The 18,549-nt window shown below is 72.4% G+C and carries 15 protein-coding genes and 2 tRNA genes; 11 read left to right on the forward strand and 6 right to left on the reverse strand.

Annotated features, from left to right (window positions below; translation table 11 throughout):
- Window positions 1–534 (forward strand): sensor histidine kinase (locus IEY96_RS11560; protein WP_373293550.1); only part of this gene is annotated, 534 nt, incomplete at its 5' end.
- 202 nt (window positions 535–736) lie between these two features.
- On the forward strand, window positions 737–1,747 hold the full coding sequence (locus IEY96_RS11565; protein ID WP_189194830.1) for a sugar phosphate isomerase/epimerase family protein: 1,011 nt from the start codon (window positions 737–739) through the stop codon (window positions 1,745–1,747).
- A gap of 43 nt (window positions 1,748–1,790) precedes the next feature.
- Here the strand turns inward: IEY96_RS11565 and IEY96_RS11570 are convergent, their stop codons facing one another.
- From IEY96_RS11570 to IEY96_RS11585, 4 genes are all read right to left on the reverse strand, one after another.
- Window positions 1,791–2,975 (reverse strand): ROK family transcriptional regulator, encoded by a 1,185-nt coding sequence (locus IEY96_RS11570; protein ID WP_189194831.1) that lies wholly within the window; start codon window positions 2,973–2,975, stop codon window positions 1,791–1,793.
- A gap of 107 nt (window positions 2,976–3,082) precedes the next feature.
- Window positions 3,083–4,153 carry a sugar phosphate isomerase/epimerase family protein gene (locus tag IEY96_RS11575; RefSeq protein ID WP_229791541.1) on the reverse strand — a complete coding sequence of 357 codons (1,071 nt, stop codon included), beginning with the start codon at window positions 4,151–4,153 and terminating at the stop codon, window positions 3,083–3,085.
- A gap of 86 nt (window positions 4,154–4,239) precedes the next feature.
- Window positions 4,240–7,578, reverse strand: coding sequence for a ThuA domain-containing protein (locus IEY96_RS11580; RefSeq protein WP_189194832.1), 3,339 nt, complete (start codon window positions 7,576–7,578; stop codon window positions 4,240–4,242).
- A gap of 259 nt (window positions 7,579–7,837) precedes the next feature.
- Window positions 7,838–8,215 carry a hypothetical protein gene (locus tag IEY96_RS11585; protein WP_189194833.1) on the reverse strand — a complete coding sequence of 126 codons (378 nt, stop codon included), beginning with the start codon at window positions 8,213–8,215 and terminating at the stop codon, window positions 7,838–7,840.
- A gap of 286 nt (window positions 8,216–8,501) precedes the next feature.
- Here IEY96_RS11585 and IEY96_RS11590 point away from each other — a divergent pair.
- The 4 genes from IEY96_RS11590 to IEY96_RS11605 all read left to right on the forward strand — a co-directional run bounded on the left by IEY96_RS11590 (window position 8,502) and on the right by IEY96_RS11605 (window position 12,306).
- Window positions 8,502–8,574 (forward strand) — tRNA-Asn (locus tag IEY96_RS11590).
- Window positions 8,575–8,732: 158 nt separating this feature from the next.
- Window positions 8,733–10,859 carry an MMPL family transporter gene (locus tag IEY96_RS11595; RefSeq protein WP_373293551.1) on the forward strand — a complete coding sequence of 709 codons (2,127 nt, stop codon included), beginning with the start codon at window positions 8,733–8,735 and terminating at the stop codon, window positions 10,857–10,859.
- Complete coding sequence (locus IEY96_RS11600; RefSeq protein ID WP_189194835.1) at window positions 10,849–12,096, forward strand: NAD(P)/FAD-dependent oxidoreductase; 1,248 nt, start codon at window positions 10,849–10,851, stop codon at window positions 12,094–12,096. Before IEY96_RS11595 ends, IEY96_RS11600 begins: the two co-directional genes overlap by 11 nt.
- A gap of 133 nt (window positions 12,097–12,229) precedes the next feature.
- Window positions 12,230–12,306: transfer RNA gene (locus IEY96_RS11605), tRNA-Ile, on the forward strand.
- A gap of 70 nt (window positions 12,307–12,376) precedes the next feature.
- Here IEY96_RS11605 and IEY96_RS11610 read toward each other — a convergent pair.
- Window positions 12,377–13,549: a tyrosine-type recombinase/integrase gene (locus IEY96_RS11610; protein WP_229791542.1), complete on the reverse strand. Its 1,173-nt coding sequence runs from the start codon at window positions 13,547–13,549 to the stop codon at window positions 12,377–12,379.
- Window positions 13,546–14,127 (reverse strand): hypothetical protein, encoded by a 582-nt coding sequence (locus IEY96_RS11615; protein ID WP_189194836.1) that lies wholly within the window; start codon window positions 14,125–14,127, stop codon window positions 13,546–13,548. Before IEY96_RS11615 ends, IEY96_RS11610 begins: the two co-directional genes overlap by 4 nt.
- 141 nt (window positions 14,128–14,268) lie before the next feature.
- Here IEY96_RS11615 and IEY96_RS11620 point away from each other — a divergent pair, with 141 nt between their 5' ends.
- The 5 genes from IEY96_RS11620 (at window position 14,269) to IEY96_RS11640 (ending at window position 18,537) form a co-directional block, all read left to right on the forward strand.
- A complete protein-coding gene (locus IEY96_RS11620; protein WP_229791543.1) occupies window positions 14,269–14,463 on the forward strand; it encodes an excisionase family DNA-binding protein in 195 nt (64 codons plus the stop codon).
- 312 nt (window positions 14,464–14,775) lie between these two features.
- Window positions 14,776–17,229: a DUF3987 domain-containing protein gene (locus IEY96_RS11625; RefSeq protein WP_189194838.1), complete on the forward strand. Its 2,454-nt coding sequence runs from the start codon at window positions 14,776–14,778 to the stop codon at window positions 17,227–17,229.
- A complete protein-coding gene (locus tag IEY96_RS11630) occupies window positions 17,226–17,861 on the forward strand; it encodes a hypothetical protein (protein WP_189194839.1) in 636 nt (211 codons plus the stop codon). Before IEY96_RS11625 ends, IEY96_RS11630 begins: the two co-directional genes overlap by 4 nt.
- Window positions 17,858–18,115: a hypothetical protein gene (locus tag IEY96_RS11635; protein WP_189194840.1), complete on the forward strand. Its 258-nt coding sequence runs from the start codon at window positions 17,858–17,860 to the stop codon at window positions 18,113–18,115. Before IEY96_RS11630 ends, IEY96_RS11635 begins: the two co-directional genes overlap by 4 nt.
- Window positions 18,112–18,537: a helix-turn-helix domain-containing protein gene (locus IEY96_RS11640; protein ID WP_189194841.1), complete on the forward strand. Its 426-nt coding sequence runs from the start codon at window positions 18,112–18,114 to the stop codon at window positions 18,535–18,537. Before IEY96_RS11635 ends, IEY96_RS11640 begins: the two co-directional genes overlap by 4 nt.
- Window positions 18,538–18,549 lie beyond the last annotated feature (12 nt).

Below are 18,549 nucleotides of genomic sequence, written 5' to 3' on the forward strand. Positions count from 1 at the left end.
GGGGTGCTGCCGTACCTTGACCGTGTGGGACGCCTGGAGCAGTGGCGTCGGGTCGCCCGGGCGGGCCCGAGGGCCGGTGGCGCGCTGCGGGCCGCCCTGCTCCGCGTGCTGCGTCGCGACGGGCAGCCGGCGGCCACCGCCGGGCCCGCGCCCAGCCTCACCCGGCTGGACGCGCTCATCGACGAGTTCGCCGCCGGCCGGCCGGTGCGCTGGCGGGTGGGCGGCCAGCCCCGCCCGCTGCCCGCCGCGGTCGACGTGGCCGCGTACCGGATCATCCAGGAGGCGCTGACCGACGCGTGCCGGCACGCGACGGGTCCGGCCGTCGCGGTCCGGCTGCGCTACCACCCCGCCGGCCTCACCGTCGAGGTACGCGGCGACGGGCCCGCCACCCCCGGCGCCGGCCTCGGGCCGCCCGGGCTGCGGGCGCGGGCCGAGTCGGTCGGCGGCGACTTCCACGCCGGCCCGTGCCCCGAGGGCGGCTGGCTGATCCGCGCCGAACTGCCCGCGCCGGAGGACGAGGCCGAGCTGTCCTGACGGTCCCGGGCCTTCCGTGCCGGCGGTGGCCGACCTAGAGTGAGGGCGGCGACCGCGAGGTTGCCGGTGACCCGTCGGGAGGCGCAACCCGTCGGGCGCAGGCGCGAACGCGTCCACCGGTGCCGCCGTGGCCGCCCGCACCCGGTCGCCCTCGCCCCGGTCCGCTACGGAATCCCCCCATCACGACAGGGGAGAAGGACACATGGCGCGACCCATCACGCTCTTCACCGGCCAGTGGGCCGATCTTCCGTTCGACGAGGTCTGCCGGCTCGCCGCCGAGTGGGGGTACGACGGCCTGGAGATCGCCTGCTGGGGCGACCACTTCGAGGTCGACAAGGCGCTCGCCGACGAGGCGTACGTGGACCGGAAGCGGGCCACCCTCGCCAAGCACAACCTCCAGGTCTTCGCCATCTCCAACCACCTGGTCGGTCAGGCGGTCTGCGACCACCCGATCGACGAGCGGCACCAGGACATCCTCCCCGCCCGGATCTGGGGCGACGGCGAGCCGGAGGGCGTACGCCGGCGCGCCGCCGAGGAGATGAAGGACACCGCCCGGGCGGCGGCGAAGCTCGGGGTGAAGACGGTGGTCGGCTTCACCGGTTCGTCGATCTGGCACACCCTGGCGATGTTCCCGCCGGTCCCGCCGGCCATGATCGAACGCGGCTACCAGGACTTCGCCGACCGGTGGAACCCGATCCTCGACGTCTTCGACGAGGTGGGCGTGCGCTTCGCCCACGAGGTGCACCCCAGCGAGATCGCCTACGACTACTGGACCACCAAGCGGGCCCTGGAGGCGATCGGCCACCGGCCCGCGTTCGGGCTGAACTGGGACCCGTCGCACTTCGTCTGGCAGGAGCTGGACCCGGTCAACTTCATCTTCGACTTCGCCGACCGGATCTACCACGTCGACTGCAAGGACGCGAAGGTGCGCACCGGGGACGGCCGGCGCGGCCGGCTCTCCTCCCACCTGCCCTGGGCGGACCTGCGGCGGGGCTGGGACTTCGTCTCCACCGGCCACGGTGACGTGCCGTGGGAGGACTGCTTCCGCGCGTTGAACGCGATCGGCTACACCGGCCCGATCTCGATCGAGTGGGAGGACGCCGGCATGGACCGCCTCGTCGGCGCGCCGGAGGCGCTCCAGTTCGTCCGCCGGCTCGCCTTCGACGCCCCGGCCGCCGCCTTCGACGCGGCGTTCAGCAGCAGCCGGGACTGATCCGGGGTCCCCGGGGCCGGCGCGGCCGGTCCCGGGGCGGCCCTCAGCGGGCGGCGAAGACCTGGTCGCTGACCAGCCGGGCCGCGCCGACGAGGCCGGCCCGGTCGTCGAGGTCGGAGAGGACGATCGGCATGCTGCCGGTGGCCAGCGGGGTGGAGCGCCGGTAGACCACACCCCGGATCTCGGCGAGCAGGACCGGCCCGATGCCCGGGGCGGCGCCGCCGATGATCACGATGGCCGGGTTGACGAAGCTGACCAGGCCCACCAGCACCTGCCCGAGCCGGCGGGCGGCGTCGCGGACCAGTGTCTGCGCGGCCGGGTCGCCGGCGGTCGCCGCCGCGGCCACGTCGGCCACGGTGAGCGCGCCCGCGGCGGCCAGCCGGTCGGCGAGCGCCGTCGAGCGCCCGGCCCGCGCGGCGGTCACCGCCTCCCGCACCAGGGCGGCATCCCCGCAGTACGCCTCGACGCAGCCGGTGTTGCCACACCCGCAGAGCGGCCCGTCCTCGGTGAGCTGGAGGTGCCCGATGTCCCCGGCGCCGCTGGTGGCGCCCCGGTAGAGCGCCCCGCCGAGCACCAGCCCGCAGCCCACCGCGTCGCCCAGCTTCACGTAGAGGAAGTCGTCGAAGGGCCGGCCGGTGCCGGCGTGCCGCTCGCCCAGGGCCATCACGTTGGCGTCGTTGTCCACCTGCACCGGGCAGCCCAGCTCGGCGGCGATGGTGTCGCGTACGGGGAACTGGTGCCAGCCGGGCAGCGCGGGCGCGGAGACCGGGGCGCCATCGCGGACCGCGACCGGCGCGGGGAGCGCCACCCCGACGCCGGCCAGCCGGGCCAGCCCGGCCTCGGCCCGCAGCTTGCCGAGCAGCTCGACGGCCCGGCCGATCACCGCCTCCGGGCCGAGCCGGACGTCGACCGGCTCGGCGTGCCGGGCCAGCAGGGTCAGCTCGCCGTCGGTGAGCGCGACCTCCAGCCGCCCGTCGCCGACCCGCACCGCGCCGAACCGCACCTGCCGCCCGACCCGCAGCAGCGAGGAGCGGCGCCCACCCCGGGACGCGGCCGGCCCGGCGGTCTCCACCAGGCCCTGCGCGGTCAGCCGGTCCGCCTCGGCGGTGAACCGGGCCCGGGGCAGGCCCAGGACGTCGGCCAGTTCGACCCGCGAGCGCGGGCCGTCGTCGCGCAGCAGGCGCAGCAGCCGCGCCTGGTCCGCGTTCTCCGGTCCGACCATCGTCATCACGATCACCTCCCCCCGAATGTGCCACACCGGCGTCACAGCCGCGTGACGCGAGGGGGCCGCCCCGGTTTCCCGGTGCGGCCCCCTACGATCCTCGGCCGGGTCGGTCAGCCCCGCAGACCCGACATGTGCTCGTAGCTGATCTCCGCGTAGCGCAGCGACCGGCCCGGGTCGGCGGCGCCGCCCGGTGCGTTGTCCTGCTCCCACATCGGGTTGTGGTAGCCCTTGGCGCCCATGTTGGCGAAGAAGTTCCCGTAGTCGATGTCGCCCTGGCCGAGCGGCACCATGGCGTAGCCGGCGGCGGTCGCCGGGTCGTACGTGCCGTCCTTGGCGTGGAACAGCGGGAACCGGATGGGCTGGGCCGCGACCACGGCCAGCGGGTCGAAGACGTTGGTCTGAGTCACCCCGTCCGGGTCGGTGTAGCTGCGGAACCGGTGCTGGGCCACGTGCGCCCAGTAGATGTCCATCTCGAACCAGACCCACTCGGGGTTGGTCCGCGCGATGAAGTACTCCAGCTTCCGGACGCCGGAGGACCGGGTCGGCCGGCCCAGCGCGTCCAGCGGCCCGCTGTCCAGCAGGAAGTTGTACGCGGCGTCGTGGTTGTGCGTGTACAGCTTCAGGCCCCGGGCGGCGGCCATCTCGCCGAAGGTGTTCCACCGGTCCACGGCGGCGTCCCAGTCGGCCTTGTAGTTGCTGCCGGTCGGGTCGCTGCCGGTGCCGATGTGCGTCATGCCGAGGATCTCGGCGGTGTCCAGCGTCTGCTCGAACGCGGCGATGGTGTCCGGGGTGACCGTGCCCGGGATGGAGGCGTGCGAGCCGTTGGCCCGCAGCCCGTTGTCGTCCAGGATCTTGCGGATCTCCGCCGGGGTGATCTGCCGGCCGAGGATCGAGGCGTGCTGGGTGTACCCGGCGAACTCGACCTCCTTGTAGCCGATCTCGGCGAGCCGGGCGAGCACGCGCTCGAACCCGTACGGCACCCCGGTGGCGTCCGGGGCGGCGCCGATCCGGTCGCGGACGCTGTAGAGGATGATGCCCCGCTTGCCGGTCGGAACGAGTACCCCGTTGCCGGCGAAGGCGGCCGACGGGCCGAGCGCGGCGCCGGCGGCGACGGCGCCCGCCGCGCCGGCGATGGTGCCGAGCACCCGGCGACGGCTCATGCCGTGCGATGTGTCGTTCATGTCCTGACTGCCTTTCTGACGGTGCTGGATGGTGTGGGAGGGAAGCGAGGGGGGTGGGGCCGCCGGCCGGCGGCCCCACCCGGGCGTCACGGGGTGACGCCGATGCCCTGGCCGGTGAACTCGACCCAGTTGAGGTTGCCGAAGCCGCTGGCCGGGCCGCCGGGAACGGTGGTCAGGACCAGGTAGAGCTTGTGCGTCCCGCCGGGGTCGGTGACCGGCACGGTGGTGCTCGTGAAGGCGTTGTTGCCGGAGGTCGCGTTGACCGTGGCCGTGGCCAGCAGCGGGCCGGTGGGGGAGTCCAGCCGGAACTGGACGCCGAACCGGGGCTGCCCGGCGGTGGCGGCGCTGCCCCCGGAGGTGCGCAGCGTCACCGACTGCATGTTCTTCAGGTTCACGGTGTTGTTGATCGCGATCCAGTCGCCGGGGTCGAGGCTGCCGCGCTGCTGCCCGCCCCCGGTGTCCGCGCTGGTGCCCACCGTGGTGCCGGACTCCTCGGTGGCGAACTCGACCTCCTGCCGCTTGGCCTGGACGATCTGCTGGTCCACCGTGGTCAGCGCCGGCTGGCCGTTGGCGCCCTGATCGGTGTACGACGCGCTGACCACGCCGTAGATGTAGCCGCCGTGCGACGCGTCGTCGGCGTCCGTGGGCAGCACCCCCGAGCAGCCGAACTGGTTGGCCTCGCCGTGCCCGTGGCTGTCGTGGCCGAGCACGAAGGTCACCTCGACCTTGGCGCAGTCGACCGGCCCGTCCTCCGGGTCGGTGACGGTGACCGTCCACGGGATGTCGTCGCCCCAGCTGAAGAAGCCGCCTTCGAGCGGGGTGGTGACCGTGACCGTCGGCGCGGTGTTGCCGACCGTGATCGTGGTGTTCGCCGACGCGGTCTTGCCGCTGGAGTCGGTCACCGTCAGGCGGGCGGTGTAGACGCCGTTGGTGGTGTAGGTGAACGACGGGTTCGGGTCGATCGAGTCGGTGGTGCCGTTGCCGTCGAAGTCCCAGGCGAACGAGATGGAGTCCGCCGGGTCCGGGTCCTTCGAGCCGTCGCTGGAGAAGGCGACGGTCAGCGGCGCCCGGCCGTTGGTCGGGGTCGCGTTCAGCACGGCGGTCGGCGCCCGCAGGCCCTTGACGTAGCTGAACTTGAGCATCGCCGCGTCCGGGTTGACGTTGAAGAAGCCATCGCCGTACGTCAGCAGGTAGAAGTTGCCGTCCGCGCCCCAGCGCATGTCCATGGGGTTGTCGCAGAGGAACGGCTTCGCGGGTGTGGTGGGCGCCTGCCCGCAGTTCAACACGTTGTTGATCTTCAGGATGTCGCCCTGGTCGTCCAGCCGGATCTCCTTGAGGGTGTCCCGGGTGAACTCACCGAAGAAGATGGCGCCGTCGTAGTACTCGGGGAACTTCGTCTCCGACCTCAGCTCCGGGTCGAAGTCGTACTTCGCCGCTCCGTGCGGGCCGACGCCGCCCGTGCCCAGCTCCGGGAAGAGCACCGGGCAGGTCTGCGTCGGAGTCGACAGGTAGGACTCCGGGCAGGGCGTCGGGGCCTGGAACGAGTACCACAGCTCCGACTTCTCCACCCGCGGCAGGTCGGTCAGGCCGGTGTTGTGCCGCGAGGTGTTCTTCGGGGCCGCGCAGTCGAACGGGGCCACCGGCGAGATCGGGTTGGTGGTCCAGTTCATCTCGATGTACGGCAGGTTCGGCTGCACGCACATCGGCCAGCCGTAGTTCGCCGGCTTGTCGACGACCATCATCCGGCCGGTGCCGGCGGGACCGCGGCCCACCTGGGCGACCGAGGAGTCCGGCGAGTAGTCGGTGATGTAGGCGACGTCGTTCTTGTCGAGGGTGATCCGGAACGGGTTCCGGAAGCCCATCGCGTAGATCTCCGGCCGGGTCTTCTCGGTGCCGGCCGGGAACAGGTTCCCCGCCGGAACGGTGTACGACCCGTCCGCGCCCACCGTGATCCGCAGGATCTTGCCGCGCAGGTCGTTGGTGTTGGCCGAGCTGCGCCGGGCGTCGACGAACGGGGCCTGGTAGACGCCGGTGGCGCTGACCGAGTCGTTGTGCGGCGAGAACCCGCCGGACCCGCCGCCGCCGGCCGGGGTGTCGTCCCCGGTCACCAGCCAGAGGTTGTTCTCCGAGTCGAACGCGATGTCGCCGGCCACGTGGCAGCAGGCGCCCCGGTCCACCGGCACCTGGAGGATCTTCTGCTCGGTGCTCAGGTCCAGCGACGGTGTCTCCCCGTCGACGAACTTGAACCGGGAGAGCTGGAAGTAGCCCTTCCACACGTCCCAGGCGTTCGGGTCGGTGCTGGTCGTGGGCGCGCTGCCCGTCGGGGTGTTCAGCGGGGGCGCGTAGTAGAGGTAGACCCACTTGTTGGTGGCGAAGTCGTGGTCCACCGCCGGGCCGTACATCCCGTCCTCGCTGTTGGTGTAGACGGGGATCTGGGCCAGCACGGTGGTCTGGTTGGTCTCCGGGTTGTGCAGTCGTACGCCGCCACGCCGGTCGGTCTGGATCACCCGGCCGTCGGGGAGCACGTCGAAGCCGATCGGCTCGTTGACGTTGGGCTGTGCCCCGACCACCGTCATCTGGTAGTTGGCCAGCACGGTCGCGCCGCAGTCGCCGTCGGTGACGCCGGCCGCCCACTGGATCGCCCCGCCGAGGTGGGCCCGCAGGTCGGCGCTGTCGTAGCTCTCCGGGGTGGCGCCGAGTCCGGTGTAGAACGAGCGGCCGCCCTGGTAGTCCTTGCACCAGGTGACCGGGTGGTCGAAGCCCATGCTGCCGCCGGCGTACGTCTTTTCGTCCACCGTGGCCAGCACGTGCGAGACGCCCCGGACGTTGGCCGCGAAGTTGTACCACCGGTCGGTGGTGGACCAGCGCTGCGGCAGCGTCTCCGACGCCGGGTGGACCCGGTCGGCGACGGTGACGGTCGCCCGGCTCGGGGCCGTCGGCGCGCCGGTGGCCCGGGTGCCGAGCACATTGGTGAGGAACGACCAGTCCGGCTCGGCCTCGATGGCGGAGTGGACGCCCACGAAGCCGCCGCCGTCGCGGTAGTACGCCTCGAACGCGGCCTGCTGCGCGTCGTCGAGCACGTCGCCGGCGGTGTTCAGGAACACCACGGCGCGGAACTGCTTCAGGTGGGCCTGGTCGAACTTGCGGGGGTCGTTGGTGACCTCGACGGTGAAGCGGCGGTCCCGTCCGAGTTGCTGGACGGCCTGCACGCCGGCCGCGGTGGCGGCGTTGTTGCCGCTGGCCGACCTGGTGAAGACGAGCACCTTGTACTGGATGCCGTTGCTGACGGGTGCGGGGGTGGTGAGTACCGGCGCGGCCTGCGCCGGGGTCGGGGCCCGCTCCGCCGTCGCGACGAGCGTCGCGGCGACGAGGGTGAGCAGGCCGAGATATGTGGCGGCCCTGCGGCCGAACGGTCTTCTGCGCATCGAACCTCGCTCTGGTCGGGCGGGTCCGCCTCAGCGCCGGGACGAGGCTGAGGAGGTCGCTGGGAGGTGACGAGAGCCTGGCCAGGTTCTACGCGAGACGATATTTGCGCCCGGGACCAAAGAGAAGAGGTTGAAGCCAAAAGTTTTCGATGAACTGCTCCCACTTTTGCTCATCCTGAACAAAAGTGGGAGCGGGTCTCGTTCGGACAGACGAGAGCGGGCCGGTCGCCTGATGGCGACCGGCCCGCTCCGGGTTGGCTCAGAGGTTGGTGCTCGTGCCGGACGACCTGGTGGTCGACGAGCTGGTCGAGCCCGTGCCGGTCGAGCCGGACTTGGCGCCGACGGCGGCCGGCGTGCCGGCGAACGGCTTGTCGGCGTCGGTCAGCCCCTGCTTGCTGCCGTTGCCGGTGGCGGTGCCCAGCTTCTCGCCGAGCTTGGTCTGCCCCAGCTTGTCCTTGCCCTCCGAGTAGAGCCGGGTCGCCTGGGCCTGCGCGACTCCCGCCGCCTCCTGGACGGTCGGGTGGTCGAGCACCTTGCGGCCCCGGACCACCAGCTCCTCGTACTTCTCCCGGCCGGCACGGGCGCCCAGGACGAATCCCGCAGCCAGCCCGCCAAGAAACATGATCTTTCCGCGCATGGCGGCTCCTTCCGTACCTGACGCGCCGCCGATCCCGGCCCGGTGGCCCCGGGCGGGAACGACCTTCTCGCGCCTGCGTCCTCTGTCGTCGGCTAACTACCCATCCTGCTCTCCGCTCATACCTCCCTGTGCCGAGATGGCGATTTGTCCGGTATTCTCCGTGGGCTCGGCGGGTCGCCGCCGGGTGGGGGAAGTGGGGTAACCCCCTGGCGCAGCACCCCCCGATGTCCTGTACTCTTGTCCCCGTCGCACGGCGCGGAGAGATCCGCAGCCGGGTGATCTACGGTCCCCCGTAGCTCAATTGGCAGAGCAGCCGGCTGTTAACCGGCAGGTTTTTGGTTCGAGTCCAAACGGGGGAGCTCCGCTCCACACGACGCCCGTCGGCCCTGGCCGACGGGCGTTTCGCGTTGCTGCCCCCGCACCCTGTTTCCACCCACGGACGCCAGTTCGCCCGGCAGGATGGTCGATGTCGACTTAGACTCCCGCTGCGTCGATTACTGCGTCGATTCAAGGGTGGATGGAGATGGCCGGAGGGCGGAGCCGCTGGACCGCGACGTTGATCGCGGTGGTCGTGGTGCTGGGCTGGCTGGTCGTCGGCGGCCTCGCCGGGCCCTACTCGGGGAAGCTCGGCGACGTCGCCACCAACGACAACGCCTCCTTCCTCCCCGCCGACGCCGAGGCCACCCGGGCGCAGGACCTCGCCGCCGGCTTCGTGGACCGGGAGACCACCCCGGCACTCGTCGTGTACGAGCGCACCTCCGGCATCACCCCCACCGACCAGCAGCGGGTCCAGGCCGACGCGGCCCGCTTCGCCGAGGTGCCGGGCGTGGTCGGCCCGCTGCCACCGCCGATCGTCAGCGAGGACCGGCAGGCCGTGCAGGTGGTCGTCCCGATCGACGCGGCCGAGGGGGAACAGGTCGGTGCGGTGGTCGACCGGCTGCGGGAGATCGCCGGCACCGACCGGGACGGGCTCACCGTGGACGTCGCCGGCCCGGCGGGCCTGCTCGCCGACCTGATCGAGGTGTTCACCGCCATCGACGGGCCGCTGCTGCTGGTCACCCTGGTCGTGGTGCTGGTCATCCTGCTCATCGTCTACCGCAGCCCGGTGCTCTGGATCTTCCCGCTGCTCGCCGCCGGGATGTCGTACTCGCTGGCCGCGCTCTGCGTCTACCTCCTCGCGAAGAACGACGTCATCAAGCTCAACGGGCAGGCCCAGGGCATCCTCACCGTCCTCGTCTTCGGCGCCGGCACCGACTACGCGCTGCTGCTCATCGCCCGCTACCGGGAGGAACTGCACCGGCACGAGCGCCGCTGGGACGCCATGAGGGCCGCCTGGAAGGGCGCCGCCCCGGCGATCATCGCCTCCGGCGCCACCGTCATCGTCAGCCTGCTCTGCCTGCTGCTGTCCAGCCTCAACTCCAACCGGGCGCTCGGCCCGGTGAGCGCCGTCGGCATCGCCGCCACCCTGCTGGTGATGCTCACCTTCCTCCCCGCCCTGCTGCTGCTCGGCGGGCGGTGGGCGTTCTGGCCCCGGCGGCCCCGGTTCGACCACGCCGACCCGCGGACCGAACACGGCATCTGGGGGCGGATCGCCGGCTTCGTGGCCCGCCGCGCCCGTACCGTCTGGGTCGTCACGGCGGTGGTCCTGGCCGCGCTCGCCCTCGGGGTGACCCAGCTCGGCGCCACCACCCTCGGCCAGTCCGACCTGTTCACCCAGCGCACCGACTCGGTGGCCGGGCAGGAGGTGATCGCCCGCCACTACCCGGCCGGCACCGGCAGCCCGGCCACCATCTTCACCAACCAGGCCACCGCCCAACAGGTCGCCCAGGTGGCGCAGGGCGTGCCGGGGGTGTCCTCGGTCCGCCCGTTCAGCCGTCAGGGACCGGCGGGGCCGCCCGAGGTGGTCGACGGGCGGGTGCAGTTGCAGGCCACCCTCGCCGACCCGCCGGACAGCAACGGGGCCGAACGCGCCATCCGCGAGCTGCGCGCGGCGGTCCACCGGGTGCCCGGCGCGGACGCGGTGGTCGGCGGCTTCACCGCCATCAATGTGGACACCGCCGACGCCTCCACCCGGGACCGCAACGTCATCATCCCGGTGGTGCTGCTGGTCATCGCCGTCATCCTGGCCGTGCTGCTGCGGGCCCTGCTCGCCCCGGTGCTGCTGATCGCCACCGTGGTGCTGTCGTTCCTGGCCACGCTCGGCCTCTGCGCGCTGATCTTCAAGTACCTCCTCGACTTCCCCGGGGTCGACCAGTCGTTCCCGCTGTTCGCGTTCGTCTTCCTGGTCGCCCTCGGCATCGACTACAACATCTTCCTGATGAGCCGGGTCCGCGAGGAGTCGGTCCGGCGCGGCACCCGGGCCGGCGTGCTCACCGGCCTGGCGGTCACCGGCGGCGTGATCACCTCCGCCGGGATCGTGCTCGCCGCGACCTTCTCCGCGCTCGCCGTGCTGCCGCTCGTGGTGCTGGTCGAACTGGGCGTGGCGGTCGCCGCCGGGGTGCTGCTCGACACCATCGTGGTCCGCTCGCTGCTGGTGCCCGCGCTCGCGTACGACATCGGGCCGAAGGTCTGGTGGCCCGGCCGGCTGTCCCGGACCAACCGGGACGGCGACCGGACCGGGGCGGAGGTGACCGGTGCCCGCTGACACCGACGTGGTCATCGTCGGCGGCGGCCTGGCCGGCCTCGCCGCCGCCCGCCGGCTGCACCGGGCCGGCGTGCCCTGGCGCCTGATCGAGGCCGCCGACCGGCTCGGCGGCCGGGTCGCCACCGACGAGGTCGACGGCTACCTGCTGGACCGCGGCTTCCAGGTGCTCAACACGGCCTACCCGCGGCTCGGCGGCCTGGTCGACCTCGGCGCCCTCGACCTGGGCTGGTTCACCTCCGGCGTCCTGGTCCGCCGCGGCGACCGCCTGGACCGCCTGGTCAATCCGCTGCGCGACCCCGCCGGCGCGCCCGGCACGCTGACCGCGGGCGTCGGGTCGCTGGTCGACCGGCTGCGCTTCGCCGCGCTCGCCACGGGCTGCGCCACCCTGCCGGTGGGCCGGCTGCTCAACGCGCCCGAGACCACCACCGAGGCGGCGCTGCGCCGGGCCGGGCTCTCCGCCGCGTTCGTCGAGGAACTGCTCCGGCCGTTCCTTTCCGGCGTGCTGCTCGACCGCGAGCTGGCCACCTCCAGCCACGTGCTGGCCGTCCTCCTGCGCGCCTTCGCCCGGGGCCGGATCGGCCTGCCCGCCCGGGGCATGGCCGCGCTGCCCGCAGCCATCGCCGGCCCGCTGCCCGCCGAGCTGATCGACCTGGACACCCCGGTCGCCGAGGTCGCGCCGGGCCGGGTCCGCACCCCGGCCGGCGACCTCGCCTGCCGCGCCGTCGTGGTCGCCGTGGACCCGCCGGCCGCGGCCACCCTGCTGCCCCGGCTCCAGCGGGTACGCATGCACAGCTACACGACCTACTACCACAGCACCGACACCCCGCCGCTGGCCGAGCCGATCCTGCTCCTCGACGGGGAGCGGCGGGAACTCGTCGCCAACACCGTGGTGGTCAGCAACGCGGCACCCACGTACGCGCCGGCCGGCAGGCACCTCGTGGCCACCTCGGTGGTCGGCCCGCAGGCCCCGCCCGAGCCGCTGATCCGCCGCGAGCTGGAGCGCCTCTACGGTCGCCCCACCGCCGACTGGACCCACCTCGCCACCGTGTCGGTGCCGGAAGCGCTGCCCGCCGCGCCGCCGCCACAGGGCCGGCTCCGCAAGCCGGTCGCGCTCGGCGAGGGGCTCTTCGTGGCCGGGGACCACCGGGACAGCCCGTCCATCCAGGGGGCGCTCGCCAGCGGCTGGCGGGCCGCCGGGGCGGTGCTCGCGGAACTGCGCGGCACGGGCCCGGTGTGACCACCGGCGCGGCCGACCGATCCGCTGCGCGCTGTTATCCTCGCGTTGCCCATCGTGCCGGGCAGATCATCAACCCGGCCCGACGGGTGATGGCCGGTGATCCGTTGAGCGGGTTACGATCCGGCGCGGTAGCGGGGCGGTAGCTCAGCGGGTTAGAGCAGGGGACTCATAATCCCTCGGTCGCGGGTTCGAGTCCCGCCCGCCCCACCACCATTTACCTGCGTCGACTGTAACCCATCGACGTGCGTCCGGGGAAGTCCGTTGCAGTTCCCGTTGCAATTCAGTTCCACAGTGCCCGTCCGATGCCCTCGGCGGCGGCCCGGGAAAGCTCCGGCGCGACGTGCGAGTACGTACCGAGCGTGAGCGAAATCTGAGAGTGCCCCAGCAGTTCCATGACCACCCGAGCCGGCACGCCCTGGGCGAGCAGCAGGGACGCCGCCGTATGCCGGGCGTCGTGCAGTCGCGCGTCGCGCACGCCAGCCGACCGCAGCAGCGTCTTCCACTCGCCCCAGTCCTGCCGTGGGTCGATCGGCCGCCCGTTGCGCTGAGCGAACACGAGGCCCGGCTCGGTGTCGGGAGGCCCGTGCGACTCCCACAACTCGCCGGCGTACTCGCGCTCTTGCTGCTGCGCCTGCCGGTGCTCCTTCAACGCCTCGGCGAGCTGGTCCGGCAGGACGATGGTCCGCCGGCCGCGGTCCGACTTCGGCTCGACAAACACCAAGCCCTTGCCGGCGAGCCGCTGGAGCTGCCACCGGACCCTGATGCGCTGCGCCTCTAGGTCGACGTACTCCCACGCCAGGCCCAGCGCCTCACCTTGCCGCAGCCCGAGCGCCAGCGCGACCGACCAGCGGGCGCCGTTGCGGCGTGCCGGCCTCGTCTCGGTGAGCCCGAGGATTGCCCGCGCGTCCTCTGCGGACAGCGGCTGGACCTCCTGCCGGCTCATGCTCGGTGCGTCGACCAGGGCGCAGACGTTCCGGGCCACCCGCTCCCGCTGGACAGCCACCTTCAGCGCACGCGACAGGATGCGGTGGATCTGGAGCACCGTCGAGGGGGAGAGGGTCGCCGAGCAGGCGCGATAGAACTTCTCGACGTGCTCAGGCTGGAGCCGGTCGAGCCGGTGCGAGCCAAGGCCCGGCACCAGGTGCTGCGTGATTTTCGACTGGTAGCCCTGCCAGGTCGACGCCCGCACCTTCCGCTCGGCGACGTTCTCCAGCCAGTACGTCAGCCACTCGCCCACCGTGGGGACCTTGCCGGGGCTGGTCACCGAGGCGGCGTCGCGCTTGCGCTCCAGCTCGCGCACCTTGGCCGTGACGGCCTTCTCAGTCGGGCCCTGGACGTGTCGACGGTCGGTACGGCCGTTGTCCTTGACGCCCATGGTCACGTAGCCGTGCCAACGGCCATCCGAGCCCTTGAAGATCGAGCTGCGGCCGTTCGCCTTCCGCCCGCTGGTCACGTCGACTTCCCTCGCCGAGCTGGGGGCAGGTGCCCACGTAGCCGGGCCTCGCGAATCCACGTGTGCACCGTCGGCGGCTTCACCTTCCACTCGGCCGCCATGGCGGCGGCCGGATGGGGCACGTATCGCGCCCACACCTTGAAGTGCTCGGCGACCAAGCGGGAGAAGTCCTCCGGCGCCATGTCGTCACGGCGCAGCGGCGGCAGCTTGTCCAGCTCGGCCCGCATCTGGTCGAACGCGTCCCCTGCGCTGAGGTTGGTGGAGTTCTCCAGAGCGGAAACGGGCACCTTGCGGAGTTGCTCGGCGGTGATCGCCTCACCCAGCAGGAGCAACCCCGTCAGTACCCACCGACCCGACTCGCTCTGCTTGGTCTGCGCGAACATCGCCGCTCCGGGCACCTTCGAGTGTTGCGGGTACCAGCCCATCCAGCGCGGCCCCATCCGCTCATTGAGCCACTCCTCGACCTCTGCTGCCCGGGCGTCGTAGCCGTCCTCCCCCGGGACGAACGTGCGGTTGGCCCTCCGCTCCTGGTCTCGCCATTCGTCCACCTCATCGTGCTGGTCATCGGCGTTCTGCATGGGCGCACCGTACGCCGCGCAGGGTACGTCCGTCAACGTCCGCCGGAATCGCCAGTGAGTCCAGCCGAGCTTGACAATGATCCCGCCATGGTGTGTCCTGCGTGCATGACCAATGAATCCCGCAGGGATCATGGAGGAGCTATGCGAACCCCTTTGTTGCTGACCGTCGAGGAGGCGGCGCGCGAGCTGGGAATCGGCCGCAGCCGCATGTTCGAGCTGATCGGCTCGGGCGCGGTGGACAGCGTCAAGGTCGGTCGCTCTCGACGCATCCCGACGGCCGCCCTCGGCGAGTACGTCGACCGGCTGCGCGTCGAGCAGCGCCAGGAGGTTGCCTGAGATGCCACAGACACGAAAAGGCCCGGGGGTGGGATCCCGGGCCTCATCAGAGCTCATTGCGGCGAGCACCACCAGCGTAGCTGACCTGCTCGAACTTCCGCACGCCCGGGCCTACGCCGCGCCGCCGTGCCGCGGTCGGTCCCTCTGGCTGGTCGTCGTGCTGACCTGCCCGCACTGCGGCACCAGCCACTCCCACCGCGTCGGTGAGGTCGGCCGGCTGCTGTCCAACCGCATCACGAAGTGCTGCCCGGTCACCGGCCTGTGGTACCGGCTCGGCCCCGTCCAGCGCCGCAAGCAAGCAAGGAGCCGAGCGTGACCCCTGCCATCGACCGCGTCCTCGACGCGCTGCGCGACGCCACCGGCCTGGTCCGTCAGTCCGGCGGCCAGTGGCAGGCCCGCTGCCCGGCGCACGAGGACCGGAACCCGAGCCTGTCCATCCGCCCCATTGAGGGGTCGGTGCTGCTGCACTGCCACGCCGGCTGCGACACGCTCGACGTGCTGGCCGCCATCAACATGACGCCGCGCGACCTGTACGACGAGCCGAGCGGCAATGAGTTGGCTCGCTACCAGTACACCGACGCCACCGGCCGCCCCACCCGGACCGTGCACCGGCTCGACGGGAAGCGGTTCACGCAGTCCGGCGACAAGCGGGTGTGCCAGCTGTACCGGCTGCCCAAGGTGGTCGAGGCGGTCACGTTCGGCCGCACGATCTATCTGGTCGAGGGCGAGAAGGATGTCCACGCCATCGAATCGCTGGGCGAGGTCGCCACCACCGGCCCGCAGGGTGCGGAGAACTTCGGCAAGGTCGACGTCTCTCCGCTCAAGGGCGCCCGGGTCGTGGCCATCGTCGACCGGGACGCCGCCGGCGAGAAGTGGGCGGCACTGGTCCGCCAGCGCCTCGCCGGATACGCCGCCGAGCTGACGCTCGTCGAGGCCGCCGCGGGCAAGGACGCCGCCGACCACATCGCCAGCGGCCGGACCCTCGCCGAGCTGGTCGAGCGGCCTGAGTCCGACCCGGCTGGCCAGTGGGACGAGCCGCTACCGCTGGGCTGGCAGGCCGACCTGCCGCCGTTCCCCATCGACGCCCTGCCGCCGACCCTGGCCCGGTTCGTCCGCGGCCTGGCGCTTGAGGTGCAGACGCCGGCCGACCTGCCCGGGTCGGTGGTGCTCGGCATCCTCGCTGCCTGCGTCGGCGGCAGGGTGGTCGTCGTGGTGCGTCGAGGCTGGCACGAGCCGACGAACCTGTTCGTCGTGCCGGTCATGCCGCCCGGCTCCCGCAAGAGCGCCGTCATCGCCGTGTGCCGCCGGCCGCTGACCGAGGCCGAGATGGCACTCGCCGAGCGGGTCGCGCAGGTCATCATCGACCGGCGCACCGAGCGGGAGATCCGCGAGCAGTACGCCGACGCGGCGAAGCGGGTTGCGGCTAAGGACGGCGACCCCGTCAAGATCATGGAGGCGCAGGAAGCCGTACGTGCCGCCGAGCAGGTCACCGTTCCGTCATGGCCCCGGTTGAGCGCCAGCGACGCCACCCCGGAAGCCCTCATCACGCTGCTGGCCAACCAGGGCGGTCGCATCGCCGCCATCTCCGCCGAGGCGGGCATCTTCACCGCGCTGACCGGCCGCTACAGCAAGACACCCAACCTCGACCCTATCCTCATGGCCCACGCCGGAGACGCGATCCTCGTCGACCGACGCGGCCGGGAACCGGAGCGGGTCGACGCCCCGGCGCTGACGCTGGTCGCGTCCATCCAGCCGTTCGCGCTGCGCGAGATGGTCGAGCGGCCCGACTTCGGCGGCCGGGGCGTGCTCGCCCGGATCCTCTGGGCGCTGCCCATCGACAACACCGGGCACCGGGACGTCGAGCCGCCGGAGATGCCCGAGCGGGACCGAGAGGCGTACCAGGCCCTCATCTACGACCTGGCGCTGTCCATGGCCGAGCGGGACAGCCCCGCCCTTGTCGTGCTCAGCGAGGCGGCCCGGAAAGTGCACCTGGAATACCACCGCACCGTCGAGCGCCGCCTACGCCGCGGCGGTGAACTCGGCGCCGACCTGGTCCGCGAGTGGGGATCCAAGCTGGCCGGCGCCGTCGCCCGCATCGCCGGGTGCCTGCACGCTGCCAGCGCGCCGCTCGGCGAGCCCATCAGCGAGGCCACCATGCGGGCCGCTGTCGAGCTGGGCGACTACTACCAGGCTCACGCCGTCGCCGCCCTCGCCCCCGGCGGTGACGACAAGGAGACAAGCAACGCCCGGCTGCTGCTCGCTTGGCTGATCGACCGCGGGCTCACGCGATTCAAGCTGCGCGACCTCCAGCGCACCGGGCCCAAGTCGCTGCGCAAGGCACCCGACGCCCGGCCGGTCCTCGACGACCTGACCGAGAAGGGGTGGATCCGCGAGCACCAAGACGGGGGATGGGAAGTCCACCCGCACGCCGGCCGACTGCTGAAGGCGGGCGACACGGGCGACACGGGCGACAACCCGAGCGTTTCCGCAGGTCACAGTCTGTCGCACCCTGTCGCCCTCCCTGTCGCCCCGGCGGGCGACACGGGCGACAACCTCGCCCCGGACACCTGGCCTGTCGCCCCTGTCGCCCCGGCGGGCGACAACCTGGGCGACACCCTGCCGCACCCGCTGAGCAGGGAAAACGCCGAACTTGTCGCCCCTGTCGCCCCTGTCGCCCCGCTGTGGCCGGACGACGACACCTGCCCCTCCTGCCGCTGGCCGCTCGACTCCAGCGCGCACTACCAGAACTGCGAGGCCACCCGATGACGCCCGCCCTGGCCCTGGAGCGGCTCATGCTCCACCCGTCGTACGACCGGTTCGTCCAGCGAGCCCGGCAGATCGCCCCCGTCGCGCTGCTCGACCAGGCCGACGCTGCCGCCACCGACGCCCACCGGATCATCGCCGACGTCGCCGTCAGACTGTCCGACAACCCGGCGCGGCCGACCACCGCCGGCGACCTGCCCGGCTGGCTGCGGCTGTCCCTGCTGGACACCCTCACCGCGTTCGCCGACGGCTGGGCGACAACCTGCCGACACAACCCGGCGGCGGACCGACCAAGCCCGGTCGTAGGCGCCGCATGGAAGCCGCACATGGTGGTTTGCCCGACCTGCGTCCACCTGCTCAGCCTGCGTCACGACGCCGCCGCCGACGCGGTGTGCGACGGCTGCGGCCACCAGTGCGCGGGACCTGAGCACGGCGACGGCATCTACCCCGGCATGGTGCAGCTCGGCCCGCTGCTCTATCAGTACGGCACGTGCGGAGGGTGCCGCCCTGATGCCGCCGGGAGCGGCACGCTGAGCGCCACGGAGGCGGCCGAGCAGGGCACGCCGAGGGGTACGGGCAGGGTCACGCCGCGAGGCTCACGAGGGCGCAGCCGCGGGAAGGGACGCCAGCGGTGAACCAGCCACCGCCCACCGCAGACGAGATGGCCGCGCTCGGCCTGGCGGCGCGGATCCTGCTCGCGTGCGACGAACGCGATTTAGACCAGGTCGCGCGGCTCGTCGGCAGTGACCCCCGCCCCGCCCTCGACGCCATGATCCTGCTCGCCGGCGTCCTCGCCCACGGGCTGTACGACGACCGGGTCACCGAGGCCCTTTCCTCGATGGTCACCGCCGCCGACCTCGACGCAATCGGCCGAGAGGTAACCGGGTGACCGGCCGGGAATGGCGGCCACCAGCCGCCTACGTCCACGGGCTCGACGGGCCCGCCGTCGTCGTACCCGCCCGGGTCGCCGCCTGGCTGGAGCGGGTCGCCGACCTCCGCGAGATCCGCACCCACCACCGCGGTGCTGACCCCGAAGTCGACGCCGTGCTCGTCGCCCTCGGCGTCGCCGCCGCAGCCTGGCGCCAACAGGCCGGCATCAGTTCCGATCACGGCACTGACCAGCGGAAACAGCCGGAAACCGAGCCAGGATCACCCCTGACAACAACACAAGCGGCCGACCTCCTGAACATCACCGACCGGGGCGTGCGCGCGGCAATCGCGGCACAACGCCTGAACGCGCAGCGCGTAGGCGACCAGTGGCTGATCGACCGGGAAGACCTGGAGCACTTCCGGGCAGGACGCGCCGCCTGACCAGCAGGGAGC

The organism is Micromonospora fulviviridis, assembly GCF_014648395.1.
GTDB lineage: Bacteria > Actinomycetota > Actinomycetes > Mycobacteriales > Micromonosporaceae > Micromonospora > Micromonospora fulviviridis.